Source organism: Thioalkalivibrio halophilus (assembly GCF_001995255.1).
GTDB classification, from domain to species: Bacteria; Pseudomonadota; Gammaproteobacteria; order Ectothiorhodospirales; family Ectothiorhodospiraceae; genus Thioalkalivibrio; species Thioalkalivibrio halophilus.
On the sequence record NZ_MUZR01000008.1, the window covers coordinates 72,185 to 88,975 of the forward strand.

Consider the following 16,791-nt stretch of genomic DNA (forward strand, 5'->3'; position numbering starts at 1 on the left):
CGGGCTCCTTTTCTGCTACGTTGGCCGGATTTCCAGTCCGAGGAGTTTTCCATGTCGTCAGCGACGATCCCCGCCGCGTTGCAGCCGGTCGGCTGCGTGGGCCTGGGCATCATGGGCGCGCCCATGACCCGCAACCTGCTTGCTGCGGGGGCCGAGGTGCATGTCTGGGCCCGACGTCCGGAACAGGCGCGGGCCTTCGAACCGGAGGGTGCCCGGGTGCACGGGGATCTGGCCGGGCTGCTCGCGCAGGTCCGTGTCCTGGTGCTCAACGTTTCGGATACGCCCGACGTCGCGGCCCTGATGGAGGGGCCCGGCGGGGTGCTCGAACACGGTCGTCCGGGCCTGATCATCATCGACCACAGCACCATCGAGCCGGTACGTTCCCGCGAGCTCGCACGCGCCGCGGCGGAGCGTGACATGGTGTTTATCGACGCCCCGGTTTCGGGGGGCGAGCCCGGTGCCCGCGCCGGTACCCTGAGCCTGATGATCGGCGGGCCCGCGGACGCGGTCGAGCAGATCCGGCCCCTGCTGGAGGCCGTGGGCTCCACGCTCACCCATGTCGGTGACAGCGGTGCCGGGCAGATCGCCAAGGCCTGCAACCAGCTGGTGGTCGGCGAAACCCTGGCGGCGATCGGCGAGGCCTTTGCGCTGGCCGAGGGGCAGGGCGTGGATCCCGCACGCATCCGCGAGGCGCTGCTGGGCGGTTTTGCCGGATCGCGGATCCTCGAGGTGCACGGCCAGCGGCTGCTGGACGGCGACTTCGAGCCCGGGTTCCAGCTGGGACTCTACCAGAAGGACGCCGGGATCGTGGCCGAGCTGGCCCGGCGCACGGGTCTGGAACTGGACGGGGTCCGGCGGATCGGCGCTGCCGTGGACGCCGCCTGCGCGGACGGGCGCGGTGACGCCGACGTGTCCCTGCTGGCACGCTACTGTGCCGGATCGTCGGGCGGGCGTGCCGAATAACCCGGCTACAGTGCCAGGGGGGTGTTGCGGTAACCGGGGGCGGGGGGCTGCGCGCGATCGCCGGGTTCGGGGAAGCGCTGCATCAGCTTGTCGTAGTAACTGCGGATATTGCGGGTGTAGCTGACCGGCTCCCAGCCGCGGGCGTAGCCGTGCCGGGTCTGTTCGTACCAGCGGGATTCGGCCAGTCGCGGCAGCCATTCCTTCACGTCGACCCAGCGGTCCGGATCGTCGCCGTTGTTGGCGGCCAGCGCACGTGCGTCGTTCACATGCCCCAGGCCCACGTTGTAGGCGGCCAGGGTCATCCAGGTGCGGTCCGGTTCGGGGATGCTTTCGGGGAGGCGTTCGCGCATCTGCAGCAGGTAGCGCGTGCCCCCGTCCACCGAGGCCTGTGGATCGGTGCGGTCGGGGATCCCCAGATCCTGCGCGGTGGCCCGGGTCAGCATCATCAGGCCCCGCACCCCCGTGGGCGAGACCGCGTCGGGGTTCCAGTGCGATTCCTGATAGGCCACGGCGGCAATGAAGCGCCAGTCGAGGCCGTATTCCTCGCCGGCGGCCTCGAACAGATCGCGAAAGCGTTCCAGACGGTCATGGACGCGTCGTTCGAAGGTCAGGGTATCGACCAGGTCGTGGGTTTCCAGGTGACCCAGATACTGATCGATGAGCCGCTCCAGCGCGCCGTGCCCCCGCAGTTCATCCAGGAGTGCCCGTGCCTCGCGCTCCAGGCTGGTGTCGCCACGGTCGGGCAACAGCCAGACTACCGGGGTGTTTCCGGACAGTTCGTACCCGGCGCGCAGTTCGGGATGCAGCCGCTGCAGGCGCCGGTATTCCAGCGATGTCATCAGGGCAAAATCGATCTCGCCGCGCTCCAGGGCGTCGCGCATGAGCTGCGGCCCGGGCAGGGGCAGGATCTCGTGCGGGTCCGTGGTGGCGACGTCATCCTGGCCATCCTCCCGGTGCGGGCGATGCAGCATGGGCGGCAGCGATGCCCCCGCGGGGACGCCGATCCGGCTGCCTGCGGGGATGTCCATGGGCGACAGCAGGGGGCCGCCGTTCGCGGAACCCCGCCAGTAGGCCAGGATACGCTGAACCTCGAGAATCTCGGGGCCCCGTCGTAGTCCGGAATCGTCGCCCGGCGGTACCAGAAGACCGGCTCCAAGATCGACGCGACCGGCCCGCAGCAGGGCGTGGACATCCGCGGGGCGTTCCACGCGCCGGACCTCCAGGGAAACGCCCAGACGTTCGGCGAGGCGGTCGAGGAGCTCCAGTTCCAGTTGTTCGCGCCCGCCGTAGTCCGCCAGGTCGGAGCGGCCCAGGGCGTGTTCCACGAAGGCCACCCGCAGTTCCTCGCGGAACTGGATTTGCTCGGTGACCGGCGCGGGCTGCAGCCACACCCGCAGGGCGAGCGCGACCAGCACCACGATGAACACGCCCAGTTCGATCTGGTGGCGCGTGGAGAGTGCGGGGCGGAGGCGGTGGGTCGGGCGCATGGGCCGAAGGGTAGCGCATCGTGCCGCTCCGGATCCGTGATCCGGATCAGCGGCCGGTTCGGGTCAGCGCCAGTGGAGTACGAGACCCTGCTGGCGCAGGATCTGCAGGGCGGGGTCCACGCAGTCGTCGATGAACGCGGCCCGCTGCGGGTTGTTCCGCGCGATCCGGCGGTAATCGGGGCCTTCGGGCAGTCCCGCAAGGTGGTAGATGTCCGGCGTGGGGTAATAGAAGGCGTGCACGAACTGGCGGAACACCCGGCGCATCAGGGGGCGGTACAGCATCTTCTGCCAGTTCGGCAGGGTTTCCATGTGCTGTTCCAGCGTATCCCGGGCGTGGGCCATGTGCCGGGCCTCGTCGATCATGTGCGTGGTGACCACGTCATGCACGGCGGGGCTGATGTCCTCGCGGTGGCGGCGGATCAGCCGGTTCATGCGGTCGGGGACCTCCTCGCCGATCATCACCGCGATCCAGAACACCGCCGATTCGAACGGGGCGAAGCGTCCGACCAGCGTGGCCATGCGCGGCTTGGGGAACCGCCGGATCGGCAGTTCCAGACCGCTGCGCCGCATGAACTCGATGAACATCAGGCTGTGACCGGCTTCTTCGCGCAGTTCGTGCAGACGGTAATTGAGCCGGTCGAGGCGGTCGGCGGAGTGCATCGAGATGCGCGCGATGCGCTCCATGAACAGCCCCTCCAGCCACAGGGCCCCGCTGATGAAGTAGATGAATTCGTATTGCGACAGGCGCCGTTTGAGCGCCTCGGGCAGTTGCTCGTATTCGGGTGTCCCGTAGAGCGAGATGGCCTGTTCCGGGATCCAGAAATCGTCCAGGGATAACGTCTCCCATTCCACTCGCAGGAGCGGATCCTCGTAGGGCGCGCTGTTGCGGCTCAGATGGTCGAGCAGCTCCTGCGACGAATTCATCAGGGGATCACCGGGCAATGGCTGCAGTCAGTCGCGCGAATCATACTCGCAAACCGCTGCGGGACCAATGTCCCGGATTCAGGTACGCGGGGGAACGCTCACGCCCGCCGCGCGCAGCAGGGCGGCCAGGCGGATCAGGGGCAGGCCGACCAGTGCGGTGGGGTCCTCGGTGTCCATGCGCTCGAACAGGCTGATGCCCAGGCCTTCCGAACGGAAACTGCCGGCGCAGTCCAGCGGCTGGTCCTGGCGTACGTACGCGGCGATCTCGGCGGCGTCCAGATCGCGGAAGGTCACCCGGCAGGGGATCTCTTCCACTTGTGCCTCGCCGGTTGCGGTGTCCAGCAGGCAAAGCCCGGTGTGGAAGGTGACCGTGCCCCCCGACAGCATCGCCAGTTGCTCGCGCGCGCTTGTTTCGTCTCCGGGTTTGCCCAGGATGCGCCCGGCATGGGCGGCGTTCTGGTCGGAACCGATGATCAGGGCGTCGCCGTGGCGCCCGCTGACCGCGCGTGCCTTGGCTTCGGCCAGGCGGCGGACCAGATCCGCCGGTGCTTCGCCAGGGTACGGCCCTTCGTCAACGGTGGGGGCATCGGTGCCGAACGGCAGCGCCAGACGCTGCAGCAGCTGTGCGCGATAGGGCGAGGTCGAGGCGAGGATGACGCTGCGTTCCGGCGATGGCATGGCTCAGTCTCCCGTGGCGACGGCGGTTTCGACCGTCACCAGCACGCACCCGGCGGTCACCGCGGCGCCGCGTTCCACATGTACTGCGGTCACGGTGCCTCCGGCGGGGGCGACGAGTTCGGATTCCATCTTCATCGCCTCGACCACCACCACCGCCTGCCCGGCCTCCACCGGATCTCCCGGGGCCACCAGGATGTCCACCACGGTTCCGGGCATGGTGGTGGTGACATCGCCCGGACCGGCGCTCGGGCCCGGCTTGCTTTTTGCGACCGGCGACGACGCCGGCGGCGCCGTCGCGCTGCTGCCCCACGGGGCCAGCTCGATGCTGTCGTGGGTGACCAGGCCGATCTCTTCGGGAACGCCGTCCACGCTCAGAAACAGGTTCCGGGTCCCATCGTCGCGCGGCCCGCTGCCGCGGATTTCCACCTCGTGCGCTTCGCCGTCGAGCTGCACCGTGAAACGCCGCGGGGCGGGGCAGCCGGGACGGTCATCGCCGGGCAGGTCCAGGGGTTCCGGGGCGAGGGTCCCGGCGCGTCGGTCCTCGAGGAAGCGCCGTCCGATCTCGGGGAACAGCGCGCAGGTCAGGACGTCCTCGGGGGATTCGGCGAGGTCGCCGGCGTCGGCGGTCAGCCGTTCCATTTCCGGCTCCAGCCGGTCGGCGGGGCGTTCTTCCAGGACCGGCCCGTCGGCGATGGCCTGACGACGGACGGTTTCGTTCACCGGCCCCGGGGCCCGGCCGTAGTGGCCGCCGAGATAGCGTTTCACCTCGTTGGTGATGCGGGCGTAGCGTTCTCCGCTCAGCACGTTCAGCACGGCCTGGGTGCCCACGATCTGCGAAGTCGGGGTGACCAGCGGCGGGTATCCTAGGTCCTCGCGGACCCGCGGCACTTCCTCCAGCACCGCGTCGAAATGGTCCAGGGCACCCTGTTCGCGCAGCTGGCTGGCGAGATTGGAGACCATGCCGCCGGGCACCTGGTTGACCTGAACCCGGGTGTCCACCCCGGTGAAGCGGCTCTCGAAGCGGCGGTATTTCGGCCGCACGTCGTGGAAATGGCGGGCGACGGTCTGCAGGGCCTCCAGATCCAGGCCGGTGTCGTGTTCGGTGCCGGCCAGCGCGGCCACCATGCTTTCCGTGGGCGGATGGCTGGTGCCGCCCGCAAACGGTGTCAGTGCGGTTTCGATGTGCCGGCAGCCGGCACGGATCGCCTCCCAGTGGCACAGCTCGGACAGGCCCGAGGTCGCGTGGGCATGCAGATGCACGGGTACGTCCAGGGCGTCGACCAGTTCGGTGACCAGTTCGCGCGTGGCCGAAGGTGTCAGCAGGCCGGCCATGTCCTTGATCGCGATGCTCTGCGCCCCCATGGCCGTGAGTTCGCGCGCCAGCGCCACGAACTGGGCGCTGTCATGCACCGGTCCGGTGGTGTAGCAGAGCGTACCCTGGGCGTGCGCCCCGGTCTCGCGGGTCGCCTCGATCGCCACCCTCAGGTTTCGCGCATCGTTCATCGCGTCGAAGATGCGGATGATGTCGATCCCGCCGGCCACCGCGCGCTCCACGAAGGCGCGCACCACGTCGTCGGCGTAATGGCGATAGCCCAGCAGGTTCTGGCCACGCAGAAGCATTTGTAGCGGGGTGCGGGGCAGGGCCGCCTTCAGGCGATGCAGACGCTCCCACGGATCCTCGCCCAGGTAGCGCAGGCAGGCATCGAAGGTGGCACCGCCCCAGACCTCGAGGGAATGAAAGCCGATGGCATCCAGCTGCGCACAGGCCGGCAGCATGTCCTCGGTCCTCAGGCGGGTCGCGATCAGGCACTGGTGCCCGTCGCGGAGGGTCACGTCGGTCAGGCGAACGCGGTCCATGGGCGATCCATTGGCTGGGAACAAGTGAACGGTCCGGACATGTGAGCCTGCTAAAGTCCGTGGTGAGCGGCGATGGCGGCTGCCACCACCGCGGCGCGGTGACGCGGGTCGGGTGGCGGTTGAGCCCGTGCCAGGTGCGGTCGGGCGGCGATGAACCCGGTATCGAACACCCCCCGGCGAAAGTCCGGGTCATTCAGGATGGCCAGATGGTAGGGCACGGTACTGCGTACGCCGCGCAGTTCCAGATCGTTCAGCGCACGTTCGCAGCGTGGCAGAAGGGATGCCCAGCCGCTGGCGTGAACGATCAGCTTGGCGCACATGGAGTCGAAATTCGGCGGGATCACGTAGCCATCGTACAGGGCGCTGTCGGTACGCACGCCCGGGCGGAACGAAACGGGTGATCCGGCCCATGTCGGGGAGGAAATCGTTCGCCGGGTCTTCGGCGTTGATGCGGAATTCGATCGCCATCCCCTGTGGACGGATGTCGGCCTGGGTGAAACCCGGCGGTTCACCGGCCGCCACGCGCAGCTGTGCCTGCACCAGATCGACACCGGTAATCATCTCGGTGACCGGATGTTCCACCTGAAGTCGTGTATTCATCTCCATGAAATGAAAGGATCCGTCGTGATCCAGGAGGAACTCGACCGTCCCGGCATTGCGGTAGCCCGCCGCCTCGGCGGCGCGCACCGCCAGGGCGCCGAGGTGTTCCCGCTGGTCGCTCGTCAGGGCCGGCGAGGGGGCGATCTCCAGGAGCTTCTGGTGACGCCGCTGGATGGAGCAGTCGCGCTCGTAGAGGTGGACGGCGCGCCCCTCGGTATCGGCGAGGATCTGGACCTCGATGTGGCGCGGATTGACCACCGCCTTTTCGAGGAAGATCTCGGTGTTACCGAAGGCACGGGTTGCCTCCGACCGCACGCGCTCGAACTGCTGTTCCACCGCCTCGGGGTCCTCGCACAGGCGGATCCCGCGGCCGCCACCACCGCTGGTCGCCTTGAGCATTACCGGATAACCGATTGCGTCGGCGACCGCGCGTGCTTCGGCGGCGTCGGCGAGGTTGCCTTCGGACCCGGGCGTAACCGGGACACCGGCCGCCTGCATGGTCGCCCGCGCGGCGACCTTGTCGCCCATGCGGCGGATGACCTCGGCCGGCGGACCCACCCAGATCAGGCCGGCCTGCGTGACGGCCTCGGCAAAATCGGCGTTTTCCGACAGGAAGCCGTAGCCCGGATGCACGGCGTCGCAACCCCGCGTCCGGGCGGCTTCCACCAGTCGGGCGATATCGAGGTAACCGGACTCGGTGTCGGGGCCGAGGTCGACCGCTTCCGTCGCGCGATGGACATGCAGGGCGTGGCGGTCGGCGTCCGTATGCACGGCCACCGGCGTGACGCCCAGCTCGTGGCAGGCGCGGATGATCCGGACGGCGATCTCGCCGCGGTTGGCGATCAGGAGTTTGCGGATCAACATCGCTCTCCGGGCGACCCTGGAAACCGCAGTATCGACACGCCCGGGGGGTGCCCGCAAGTTTCTGTTTCGGTTTGACGCCCCGTTCGCGCGCGCGCATAATCCGCGCCCTTGTACACGGTCCCGTTTGTATGAGCCGCGTCCCCGCCTCACTTGATCCGCAGCAGCCCCGCGTCCAGCAGCGCGAGTTCGTCATGGACGCGCTCGTGCCCGGCGATCTGCCGCGTCTGCGTGCCGAGTCGCTGGAGGGTCATCCGCTGCATGTGGCGGCGCGGTTCGAGATCCGGCGGGGGGCGCTGGGCGAGCTGCGGCTCTCCGGGACCATCGAGGGCGAGCTGTGGCACGAGTGCCAGCGCTGTCTGCAGCCGATGGCCTGGCATTTCCGCCTGACGCCGGATGCGGTGCTGGTGCCGCTGGAGGGATCCATCGAGGGCCTCGATGCCGGTGACGACTTCGTCGAGCTGGATGCCGAGGGCCTGCTGCGCCCGCGCGACTGGGTGGAGGAAGAGGTCCTGCTGGCCTGGCCGCTGGTGCCGCGCCACGAGGACTGCAACACCGGTCGGACGGACGAATTCGCCGAGGGCGAGGGACGCGAGAATCCATTTGCGGTGCTGGCCGGGCTGAAGGACGACCTCGCCGGCCGCGGGGACGACTCCTGACCCGACCGCAGGTACCGGGGCGGGCATTCGCCGCGGTGAAACGCTATACTGCCGCCCGTTTTACGGGCTATCCGTACCAACTGGCTTCAATCTGGAGATTCATCATGGCCGTTCAGCAACGCCGCAAGACCCGTTCCAAGCGCGACATGCGCCGTTCCCACGACGGGCTCAAGGGCGCGACCCTGTCCACCGATCCGACCACGGGCGAGATCCATCGCCGGCATCACGTGACGCCGGATGGTTTCTACCGCGGCCGTCAGGTCGTGCAGCAGCCGGTCGAAGTCGACGACGACGAAGACTGAATTGCAGGACATGCGGGGGCCATGGGGTAACGGGCCTCGTGGCCCCGTTGTTTCCGGGGAGCCCCGGTTCCGGCAGCCACAACGGTACTCGGCATGAGCAGCAGCTACACCATCGCCCTTGACGTGATGGGCGGCGATTACGGCGTGCCCGTGGTGCTTCCGGCGGCGCGTCAGGCCCTGAAGGGCAAGGGTGACTTCCGGCTGCAGCTGGTCGGCGATCAGGCGGTGATCGAGCCGGAGCTGGAGGACTGGAACGCTGCGGAGCGTGAGCGGGTGGAGATCGTCCATGCGTCCCAGGTAGTGGGCATGGAGGAACTGCCCGCGGTCGCCCTGCGTACCAAGCGGGACTCCTCCATGCGGGTTGCCATCGACCAGGTGCGCAAGGGCGAGGCCCAGGCCTGCGTGAGCGCCGGCAACACCGGTGGACTGATGGCCACCGCGCGTTACGTGCTCAAGACCCTGCCCGGGATCGACCGGCCGGCAATCGCCACCGCCCTGCCGTCGATGAACGCCCATACCCACATGCTGGATCTGGGCGCCAACGTCGATGTCGAGGCCGAGCACCTGTATCAGTTCGCGGTGATGGGCTCGGTGCTGGCGAAGGCCGTGGACGGTCTGGACAGCCCGCGGGTCGGTCTGCTGAACATCGGCTCGGAGGCGATCAAGGGCAACGACCGCGTGCGCGAAGCCGGGCGCATGCTCGAGGAATCCTCACTGAACTACGTCGGTTTTGTCGAGGGCAATGATGTCTACTGCGGTGACGTCGACGTGGTGGTCTGCGACGGCTTCGTCGGCAACGTCGCGCTCAAGACCAGCGAAGGCGTGGCGAAAATGATCACCAGCAACATGAAGGCCGAGTTCCGCAGCTCGCTGTACTCGCGTCTGGCCGGGTTGATGGCCCTGCCGGTGCTGCGCCGACTGCGCCAGCGGTTCGATCACCGGCGCTATAACGGCGCCTCGCTGCTGGGGCTGCAGGGCATCGTCATCAAGAGTCATGGGAGCGCGGATTCGCTGGCCTTCGCCAATGCCATCCGCATCGCGCGGATCGAGGCCGAGGCCAATATCGCGACCCGCATCGACAAGCAGCTGGAGCGGCTGCTGCGGCAGGAGACGCCGGAGTGAACCACGCCCGTATTGCCGGAACCGGGAGCTACCTCCCCGAGCGCATCCTCACCAACGAGGAACTGGAATCCATGGTCGAGACCTCCGACGCCTGGATCCGCGAGCGCACGGGGATCCGCGAGCGGCACATCGCCGCGGAAGAGGAGCTGACCTCGGATCTGGCGCTGCAGGCGTCGCAGCGTGCTCTGGATGCAGCCGGCCTGAAGGCCTCCGACCTGGACCTGATCCTGGTGGCGACCACGACGCCCGACCAGATCTTCCCCAGCACCGCCTGTATCCTGCAGGCCAAGCTGGGCATCGGTGGCTGCCCGGCGTTCGATATCCAGGCGGTGTGCAGCGGCTTCGTGTACGCCCTGGCGACCGCCGACCGTTTCATGCGCAATGGTGGGCCACGGCACGTGCTGGTGGTGGGGGCCGAGACGCTGTCGCGCATCACCGATTACACCGACCGCTCGAACTGCATCCTGTGGGGCGACGGGGCCGGCGCGGTGGTGCTCTCGCGGTCCACTGATCCCGGCATCATCTCCACCCACCTGCATGCCGACGGCCAGCACCGGTCCCTGCTGGAAGTCCCGGGGGGCATCTCGCAGCCCGGTGACAACCCCGATCTGGACTTCATCCGCATGGAGGGTCGGGCGGTGTTCCGCGTGGCGGTCAATACTCTGGACCAGATCGTCGACGAAACCCTGGAGCACAACGGGATCGACAAGTCGGAACTGGACTGGCTGGTCCCGCATCAGGCCAACATCCGCATCATCCAGGCCACCGCGAAGAAGCTGAACATGTCCATGGATGATGTGGTGGTGACCGTGGATCGCCACGGCAACACCTCCGCGGCCTCGGTGCCGCTGGCGCTGGACACGGCGGTACGCGACGGACGCATCAAGCGCGGGGACCTGATCCTGACCGAGGCCTTCGGCGGCGGCTTCACCTGGGGCTCGGCCCTGATCCGCATGTAGGGGAAACACCGACATGGGACGCGAAATCGAACGCAAGTTCCTGCTGGCAGGGGACGGCTGGCGCGAGCAGGCGCACCGGTCCTGTTACATGCGCCAGGGCTACCTGTGCGGCAACGAGCGGGCCTCCATCCGGGTGCGGGTGGAGTCGGGGGCCGCCAACCTCAACATCAAGAGCGCGACCCTGGGCGTGGAGCGCGACGAATACCAGTACCCGGTTCCGGAAGCTGAAGCACACGCAATGCTGGATACCCTTGCCGGAGCGCAGGTGGAGAAGACCCGGCACTGGGTCGATCACCACGGCTGGGTGTTCGAGGTGGACGAATTCCACGGGGCGAATGCGGGGCTGATCGTCGCCGAGCTGGAACTCGACGATGCGGACGCCGAATTTCCGCGTCCGGAATGGCTCGGCGACGAGGTCTCGCACGATCCGCGCTATTACAATACCGAACTGGCGCGCCACCCCTACAGCGAGTGGGAGCGGGGTGAGTGACCCGGCGGAGGGGACGCCGCCTCCGGAACCGTCCGGAGGGTTTGCCCCCGACTGTCGGCGCTGTTCCCGCCTGGTGCAGTTCCTCGACGAGGTACGTGCGGAGCACCCCCGCTACCATGCGGCTCCGGTGCCGTCGTTCGGACCGGTCGATGCACGGCTGCTGATCGTTGGTCTCGCCCCCGGAATGCACGGGGCCAACGCGACGGGGCGGCCGTTCACCGGCGATTATGCCGGCATCCTGCTGTACGCCACCCTGCACGAATACGGATTCGCCAGCGCGCCCGAGAGCGAACGGGCGGATGATGGTCTGGCGCTGCACGACTGCCGTATCACCAATGCGGTGAAGTGTCTGCCGCCGCAGAACCGGCCGACCACCGCCGAGATCCGCGAATGCAACGGCTACCTTGCGGCGGAGATCGCCGGGGTCCGTCCGCGCGTGATCCTGGCGCTGGGCAAGGTCGCCCACGACGCGGCCCTGCGCACGCGCGGGCTGGCACTCGCCCGACACCCGTTTGCCCACGCCGCGGAGCACCGGCTGGATGACGACACCGTGCTGGTGGACTCCTATCACTGCTCGCGCTACAACACCCAGACCGGGCGCCTGACCCCGGCGATGTTCCGGAGGCTGTTCGCCCGCATCCGTGAACAGGTATCCTGAAAGCGCCATGAGCGCGCCAGAGACCGGATTCGACCCCGAACCCTTCCTCGAGAACCTGACCCGTTCGCCCGGCGTGTACCAGATGCTGGACGTGGACGGGAAGGTGCTCTATGTGGGCAAGGCCCGCAACCTCCGCAGCCGCGTCACCAGCTATTTCCGCGGCGGGGATGACCGCGGTCCGCGCATCCGTTCGATGGTGCGGCAGATCGCGGACATCCGCATCGCGGTCACGCACACCGAATCCGAGGCGCTGCTGCTGGAGGCCAATCTCATCAAGCAGCACCGGCCGCGCTACAACGTGCTGCTGCGCGATGACAAGAGCTACCCCTATATCTTTGTTTCCGAACACGAATATCCGCGTCTGGGGTTTCATCGCGGGGCGAAGAAAAAGGGGGTCCGCTATTTCGGGCCCTATCCGTCGGCCGGGGCGGTGCGCGAAAGCCTTGCACTGCTGCAGAAGCTGTTTCAGGTGCGCCAGTGCGAGGACAGCGTGTTCGCGCATCGCAGTCGGCCGTGTCTGCAGTACCAGATCGGTCGCTGTACCGCCCCCTGCGTGGACTATATTTCACCGGAGGAGTACGCCCGCGACGTCGAGGCCAGCGTGCGTTTCCTGGAGGGTGACAGCGAGGCGGTGATCGGTGATCTGATGGAACGCATGGAGTCCGCCTCGGCCGCACTCGAGTTCGAGAAGGCGGCGCGCCTGCGCGATCAGATCGGCCGGCTGCGCGAGATCTCGCAGCAGCAGTTTGTAGCCGGCGGCGAGGGCAATGCCGATGTGATCGCCCTGGCGCAGTCGGGCGGGAGTTTTGCGGTGGAGGTGTTCTTCGTTCGCAATGGCCAGAATCTGGGCAACAGTGAACTGTTCCCGGACGTCCCCGAGGCGGCGGGCCACGACGAGATCATGGCTGCGGTCCTCGCCCAGTACTACGCCGAACGTGAGCCACCGCCGCAGGTGCTGCTGTCGCACGCGCCGGAAGGGGCCGAGGCCCTGGAGACCCTGCTGGGCGAACGCCGCGGGGCACGCGTGCGGCTGGCTTGGTCGCTACGAGGCGGACGCGCCCGCTGGGTCGACATGGCGCAGCGCAACGCCGAGCAGGCCCTGAAGACCCGGCTGGCCAGTCAGGCCGGGCAGACCGCACGCCTGGATGCGCTCACCGCGGAGCTGGAACTTGAGGCACCGCCGCAGCGCATGGAATGTTTCGACATCTCGCACACCCGCGGCGAGGGCACCGTGGCGTCCTGCGTGGTGTTCGGGCCGGAGGGGCCGATCAAATCCGATTACCGGCGCTTCAACATCGAAGGGATCGAGCCGGGCGATGACTATGCCGCGATGCACCAGGCGCTGAGCCGTCGCTTCGCGCGGCTGAAAAAGGGCGAGGGCCGGGAACCGGACATCCTGTTCATCGACGGCGGCAAGGGACAGGTGACCCAGGCGCTGAACGTGCTGGCCGATCTGGGGCTGGATCACATCCGGGTGGTCGGGGTGGCCAAGGGCGAAGAGCGCCGGCCCGGCATGGAAACCCTGGTGTTGAGCGGGGTGGAGGCGCCTTCTATACTGCCGCCCCATTCGAGTGCACTGCACCTGATTCAGCAGATCCGTGACGAGGCCCATCGTTTCGCGATCAGCGGTCATCGGGCGCGGCGGGCGAAGGCGCGCAAGGAGTCCACCCTGGAGTCGGTCCGCGGGCTGGGGCCCAAGCGTCGCACTGCATTGCTCAAGCACTTTGGCGGGCTGCGCGGGGTCTCCCGCGCGGGGGTCGACGAGCTGGCCAAGGTGCCCGGCATCAATCGTCGCCTGGCGCAGGCGATCTACGACCAGTTCCACGAGGCCTGATCCGACATGTTTCCACGACTCCCCACCTGGCTGACCTGGTCGCGCATCGTGATGATCCCGCTGATGATCGGGGCCTTCTATGCGTTGCCGATGCCGGTGGCGGGGATCGTGGCGGCCATCATCTTTGCGCTGGCCGCGGTGACCGACTGGCTGGACGGTTATCTGGCCCGGCGCTGGTCGGTGACCAGCCGCTTCGGTGCCTTTCTCGACCCGGTGGCGGACAAGCTGATCGTCGCCGCCGCGCTGGTGCTGGTGGTGGACCACAACCCCGGCCTGGGGCTGGCGCTGGCCGCGATCGTGATCATCGGCCGCGAGATCGCGATCTCGGCGCTGCGTGAATGGATGGCCGAGGTCGGAACGAGCGCGAAGGTGGCCGTGTCCTGGATCGGCAAGTTCAAGACCAGCGCCCAGATGGTGGCCATCTTCCTGCTGCTGTGGGCCGAGCCGGTGGCGGGGTTGTCGCTGTTCCTGATCGGGGAATGGCTGCTGTACCTGGCGGCGGTGCTGACGCTGGTGTCCATGGTGCAGTACATGCTGGCCGCGGCCCGGGACGCCTGAACGAATTTTTTGTATCCGGTGTTGACGACGCCGGCGCTGTCTGTAGAATACGCATCTGTCGACGGGCGGGAATAGCTCAGCTGGTAGAGCACAACCTTGCCAAGGTTGGGGTCGCGAGTTCGAATCTCGTTTCCCGCTCCAAACGATTTCCCGAAGCCCCGGCACCGCCGGGGCTTTCTGTTTCGGCGGCATCCATGACCGTCGAACAAGCCTTGCCCCGGCTGGGTGGCAGAGTGGTGATGCAGCGGACTGCAAATCCGCGTACCTCGGTTCGATTCCGGGCCCAGCCTCCATCTTCGATTGCAGGCCCGCCGGCTTTATGCCGGCGGGCCTTTTCGTTTGCGGGGTGCCTGCCGGGTCTTCGCAGCTCCCTTCGGCCATTCAAGGTTGGGGCCGAACGGCCGAAAAACCGGATGGAGGCGCCGGTGAGTCCGGGCGCCCGCAATCCATGACCTCGGGGTAACCGCATGCTGCGTCGCCTGTACGATCTTCCCATCTGGCTGAGGCTGCTCGGCGTCATCTGGCTGATCCTGGTCTTCGTCTGGTCCGGCATGATCGGATGGGCGGTGCTGGAGCAGCGTGACACCGCACAGGAGCAGGCCGGGCATTTTGCCGGCAGCCTGCACGAGATGACCTGGGCCGGACTGACGACCCTGATGATCACCGGCACCATGGACCAGCGTCACGAGTTCATGGAACAGATCCAGGAAATGGGCAATGTGCGGGATCTCCGTGCCGTGCGCGGCGACGGCGTGATCGAACAGTGGGGTGAGGGGACGGAAGAAAGCGCCCCCCGTGATGAAATCGAGCGCGAGGTCCTCGCCGGGGGCGAATCGTTCGTCAGCGTGGACCGCGAGACGGACGAGCTCCGCGTGGTCATGCCGATCCGCAATGAGCGCGACTACCTGGGGCGCAACTGCATGACCTGTCACGGGGTCGCGGAGGAAGGCGAGGTTCTCGGGGCCACGTCCATGCGTCTCGACATGACCGAGGTGCACGAGGGAGCGACGAATTTCGGGATCCAGCTGTTCGGCTTCGCGATCCTGGTCAGCCTGCCGCTGCTGGGTGCGATCTTTCTGTTCATCCGCCGTTTCGTTACGCGCCCCCTCGCCGAGATGACGGAAGGGCTGCGTGACATCGCCGGGGGCGGGGGCGATCTGACCCGGCGGCTGGACGTGCACGGCGATGACGAGGTCGGGCGTGCGGCCCGGGCGTTCAACGACGTGATGGAACAGTTCCGCTCCCTGATCGGTGCGGTGGTCGGTTCCAGCGGGCAGCTGACTTCGGCCGCGGAAGAGGTCTCGAACGTGTCCGATCGCACGCGCGAAGGCGGGGATCGTCAGCGTCGGGAGATCGAGCAGGTGGCGACCTCGATGAACGAGATGACCGCCACGGCCCAGGATGTGGCCCGTAACTCGCAATCGGCGACCGAGGCGGCACACCGCTCTCTGGAATCTTCGCGCAGTGGCCAGGAGGTGGTGCAGCGGACCGTAACCGGGATCGAGCAGCTGGCCTCGGAAGTGCATCGTGCCGCGGAGGCAATCCAGCGGGTCGAGCAGGACTCGGAGAGCATCGGCAAGGTCCTGCAGGTGATCCAGGAGATTGCCGAACAGACCAATCTGCTGGCGCTGAACGCCGCGATCGAGGCCGCACGTGCCGGAGAGGCGGGACGTGGCTTCGCGGTGGTGGCCGACGAAGTACGGGCCCTCGCGTCGCGTACGCATGAATCCACCGAGGAGATCCGGCGCACGGTCGAGACCCTGCAGGGGGGCACGCGCAACGCGGTGGAGGTGATGCAGGCCGGCGAGGAGCGGGCGCGCGCGACCGTGGATCAGGCCGGCGAGGCCGGTTCGGCGCTGGATGATATCCGCGAGGCGGTGCAGTCGATCACCGAGATGATTGACCAGATCGCCAGCGCGGCCGAGGAGCAGAGCCAGGTCGCGGAGACCATCAACCGCAATGTGGCGACGGTGACCGAAGAGGCCGAGCAGAACGCCGAGGGGGCGAGCCAGGCCAGTGATTCGGCAGCGGAACTGATGCGCCTGGCGCGCGAACTGCAGGAGATGACCCAGCGCTTCCGCGTGTAAGGGTGGCCGTCCGCCGGAATGGTGCAGGTGGGGGTCGCGGCAGGTCCGGTCGGTCGAGACCGTGCGCTGCCCGCCGGGCCGGTCGGCGGGCAGCCGCGGTGTCAGACCTGAATGTCGAGGGTGGAGCCCGCGGTGTTGATGCCACGGTTGTCCATGGTGCCGTCGGGCATCAGGGTAGCGGCCAGATTGTCTTCGGCCACCTGCTCCTCTTCGCGGGCGGCCAGCTGGACGGATCGGTCGTCACCGTTGTTGCCGGCCCCGTCGACGCTGCTCGCCTCGTCGGTGGCGCTGACGGCGTTACCGCCCTCGGGCCCGTTGATGGCACCGGCGGCCGTGGCCCCGCCCGTGGCGTTTGCTTCCTGGGTGCCGCTGGCCTGCTCGATGCCGCGCGCGGCCGAGGGGGTGTCGGCCGCCTGGGGCGACGGGGCGGTGGCGCCCTGGCTGGCGCCGACGGACGTGGCCTGACCCGGCTGGGCCGGTTGTGCTCCGGAGCTGGCCTGCGGGGCCTGGGCCGATCCGGGCTGCTGAGCCCCCTCGGCACGATTCTGGGCCGGATTCTGGTTGGCGTTCATGGCGGCGGTCTGGCTGGCCATGGCGGCCGGATTGGGTCCGATCCCGTTGATCATGGGTCGCTCCTGTTCAGGTTCGCTGTCGGCAGGGCCACGCAGGGGGTATGCCCGGAAAGGTGCGGGAGAGACGCACGAAACCAGCTTGCAAGCCCCCCGAGGCCTTTCCGGATACAAGTATAGTAC

At 67.9% G+C, this 16,791-nt stretch carries 15 protein-coding genes, 2 tRNA genes and 1 pseudogene; 12 read left to right on the top strand and 6 right to left on the bottom strand.

Translation table 11 applies throughout. The features are described from left to right. Positions 1-51 precede the first annotated feature (51 nt). Entirely contained in the window at positions 52-963 is a 912-nt protein-coding gene (locus B1A74_RS03425) for an NAD(P)-dependent oxidoreductase (protein WP_024328836.1), read from the top strand. Between the two features lie 5 nt (positions 964-968). Here the strand turns inward: B1A74_RS03425 and mltF are convergent, their stop codons facing one another. The 5 genes and pseudogenes from mltF to B1A74_RS03450 all read right to left on the bottom strand — a co-directional run bounded on the left by mltF (position 969) and on the right by B1A74_RS03450 (position 7,370). Further along, complete coding sequence (gene mltF, locus B1A74_RS03430; RefSeq protein WP_077243767.1) at positions 969-2,450, bottom strand: membrane-bound lytic murein transglycosylase MltF; 1,482 nt, start codon at positions 2,448-2,450, stop codon at positions 969-971. Between the two features lie 63 nt (positions 2,451-2,513). Then, on the bottom strand, positions 2,514-3,374 hold the full coding sequence (locus B1A74_RS03435) for a diiron oxygenase (RefSeq protein ID WP_077243768.1): 861 nt from the start codon (positions 3,372-3,374) through the stop codon (positions 2,514-2,516). 78 nt (positions 3,375-3,452) lie between these two features. Then, a complete protein-coding gene (locus B1A74_RS03440; protein ID WP_077243769.1) occupies positions 3,453-4,052 on the bottom strand; it encodes a Maf family protein in 600 nt (199 codons plus the stop codon). A 3-nt stretch (positions 4,053-4,055) separates the two neighbouring features. Then, complete coding sequence (gene oadA / locus B1A74_RS03445) at positions 4,056-5,909, bottom strand: sodium-extruding oxaloacetate decarboxylase subunit alpha (protein ID WP_077243770.1); 1,854 nt, start codon at positions 5,907-5,909, stop codon at positions 4,056-4,058. Between the two features lie 50 nt (positions 5,910-5,959). Continuing rightward, positions 5,960-7,370 (bottom strand): annotated as a pseudogene (locus B1A74_RS03450) (acetyl-CoA carboxylase biotin carboxylase subunit). 131 nt (positions 7,371-7,501) lie between these two features. Between B1A74_RS03450 and B1A74_RS03455 the strand changes: the two are divergent. The 11 genes from B1A74_RS03455 (at position 7,502) to B1A74_RS03505 (ending at position 16,039) form a co-directional block, all read left to right on the top strand. Beyond that, the gene (locus B1A74_RS03455; RefSeq protein ID WP_167769397.1) at positions 7,502-8,029 is read left to right on the top strand and encodes a YceD family protein; all 528 of its coding nucleotides are present in this window, start codon (positions 7,502-7,504) and stop codon (positions 8,027-8,029) included. A gap of 104 nt (positions 8,030-8,133) precedes the next feature. Further along, a complete protein-coding gene (gene rpmF / locus B1A74_RS03460) occupies positions 8,134-8,331 on the top strand; it encodes a 50S ribosomal protein L32 (RefSeq protein WP_018869358.1) in 198 nt (65 codons plus the stop codon). A gap of 93 nt (positions 8,332-8,424) precedes the next feature. Next, positions 8,425-9,453, top strand: coding sequence for a phosphate acyltransferase PlsX (gene plsX, locus B1A74_RS03465; RefSeq protein ID WP_077243772.1), 1,029 nt, complete (start codon positions 8,425-8,427; stop codon positions 9,451-9,453). Further along, positions 9,450-10,412 (top strand): beta-ketoacyl-ACP synthase III, encoded by a 963-nt coding sequence (locus B1A74_RS03470; protein WP_018869360.1) that lies wholly within the window; start codon positions 9,450-9,452, stop codon positions 10,410-10,412. The genes plsX and B1A74_RS03470 overlap by 4 nt, the downstream gene beginning before the upstream one ends. A 13-nt stretch (positions 10,413-10,425) precedes the next feature. Beyond that, a complete protein-coding gene (locus B1A74_RS03475; protein WP_077243773.1) occupies positions 10,426-10,902 on the top strand; it encodes a CYTH domain-containing protein in 477 nt (158 codons plus the stop codon). After that, on the top strand, positions 10,895-11,560 hold the full coding sequence (locus tag B1A74_RS03480; protein WP_077243774.1) for a uracil-DNA glycosylase: 666 nt from the start codon (positions 10,895-10,897) through the stop codon (positions 11,558-11,560). The genes B1A74_RS03475 and B1A74_RS03480 overlap by 8 nt, the downstream gene beginning before the upstream one ends. A gap of 7 nt (positions 11,561-11,567) precedes the next feature. Continuing rightward, entirely contained in the window at positions 11,568-13,394 is a 1,827-nt protein-coding gene (uvrC, locus tag B1A74_RS03485; RefSeq protein ID WP_077243775.1) for an excinuclease ABC subunit UvrC, read from the top strand. Positions 13,395-13,400: 6 nt separating this feature from the next. Further along, positions 13,401-13,952 carry a CDP-diacylglycerol--glycerol-3-phosphate 3-phosphatidyltransferase gene (pgsA, locus tag B1A74_RS03490; protein WP_018946049.1) on the top strand — a complete coding sequence of 184 codons (552 nt, stop codon included), beginning with the start codon at positions 13,401-13,403 and terminating at the stop codon, positions 13,950-13,952. Between the two features lie 65 nt (positions 13,953-14,017). Continuing rightward, positions 14,018-14,093, top strand: a tRNA-Gly gene (locus B1A74_RS03495). A gap of 78 nt (positions 14,094-14,171) precedes the next feature. Further along, positions 14,172-14,245: transfer RNA gene (locus B1A74_RS03500), tRNA-Cys, on the top strand. A 174-nt stretch (positions 14,246-14,419) separates the two neighbouring features. Beyond that, positions 14,420-16,039, top strand: coding sequence for a methyl-accepting chemotaxis protein (locus tag B1A74_RS03505; protein ID WP_018946048.1), 1,620 nt, complete (start codon positions 14,420-14,422; stop codon positions 16,037-16,039). Positions 16,040-16,140: 101 nt separating this feature from the next. Here the strand turns inward: B1A74_RS03505 and B1A74_RS03510 are convergent, their stop codons facing one another. Next, positions 16,141-16,665, bottom strand: coding sequence for a hypothetical protein (locus tag B1A74_RS03510; protein WP_024328827.1), 525 nt, complete (start codon positions 16,663-16,665; stop codon positions 16,141-16,143). Between the last annotated feature and the right edge of the window lie 126 nt (positions 16,666-16,791).

What these genes read in the sequence shown, in the direction of transcription:
- plsX (WP_077243772.1), top strand. Translation starts at nt 8,425, where the DNA reads ATGAGCAGCAGCTACACCATCGCCCTTGACGTGATGGGCGGCGATTAC.
- uvrC (WP_077243775.1), top strand. Translation starts at nt 11,568, where the DNA reads ATGAGCGCGCCAGAGACCGGATTCGACCCCGAACCCTTCCTCGAGAAC.
- mltF (WP_077243767.1), bottom strand. Translation starts at nt 2,450, where the DNA reads ATGCGCCCGACCCACCGCCTCCGCCCCGCACTCTCCACGCGCCACCAG.
- B1A74_RS03455 (WP_167769397.1), top strand. Translation starts at nt 7,502, where the DNA reads ATGAGCCGCGTCCCCGCCTCACTTGATCCGCAGCAGCCCCGCGTCCAG.
- rpmF (WP_018869358.1), top strand. Translation starts at nt 8,134, where the DNA reads ATGGCCGTTCAGCAACGCCGCAAGACCCGTTCCAAGCGCGACATGCGC.
- B1A74_RS03510 (WP_024328827.1), bottom strand. Translation starts at nt 16,665, where the DNA reads ATGATCAACGGGATCGGACCCAATCCGGCCGCCATGGCCAGCCAGACC.
- B1A74_RS03435 (WP_077243768.1), bottom strand. Translation starts at nt 3,374, where the DNA reads ATGAATTCGTCGCAGGAGCTGCTCGACCATCTGAGCCGCAACAGCGCG.
- pgsA (WP_018946049.1), top strand. Translation starts at nt 13,401, where the DNA reads ATGTTTCCACGACTCCCCACCTGGCTGACCTGGTCGCGCATCGTGATG.
- B1A74_RS03425 (WP_024328836.1), top strand. Translation starts at nt 52, where the DNA reads ATGTCGTCAGCGACGATCCCCGCCGCGTTGCAGCCGGTCGGCTGCGTG.
- B1A74_RS03440 (WP_077243769.1), bottom strand. Translation starts at nt 4,052, where the DNA reads ATGCCATCGCCGGAACGCAGCGTCATCCTCGCCTCGACCTCGCCCTAT.
- B1A74_RS03505 (WP_018946048.1), top strand. Translation starts at nt 14,420, where the DNA reads ATGCTGCGTCGCCTGTACGATCTTCCCATCTGGCTGAGGCTGCTCGGC.
- B1A74_RS03475 (WP_077243773.1), top strand. Translation starts at nt 10,426, where the DNA reads ATGGGACGCGAAATCGAACGCAAGTTCCTGCTGGCAGGGGACGGCTGG.
- oadA (WP_077243770.1), bottom strand. Translation starts at nt 5,909, where the DNA reads ATGGACCGCGTTCGCCTGACCGACGTGACCCTCCGCGACGGGCACCAG.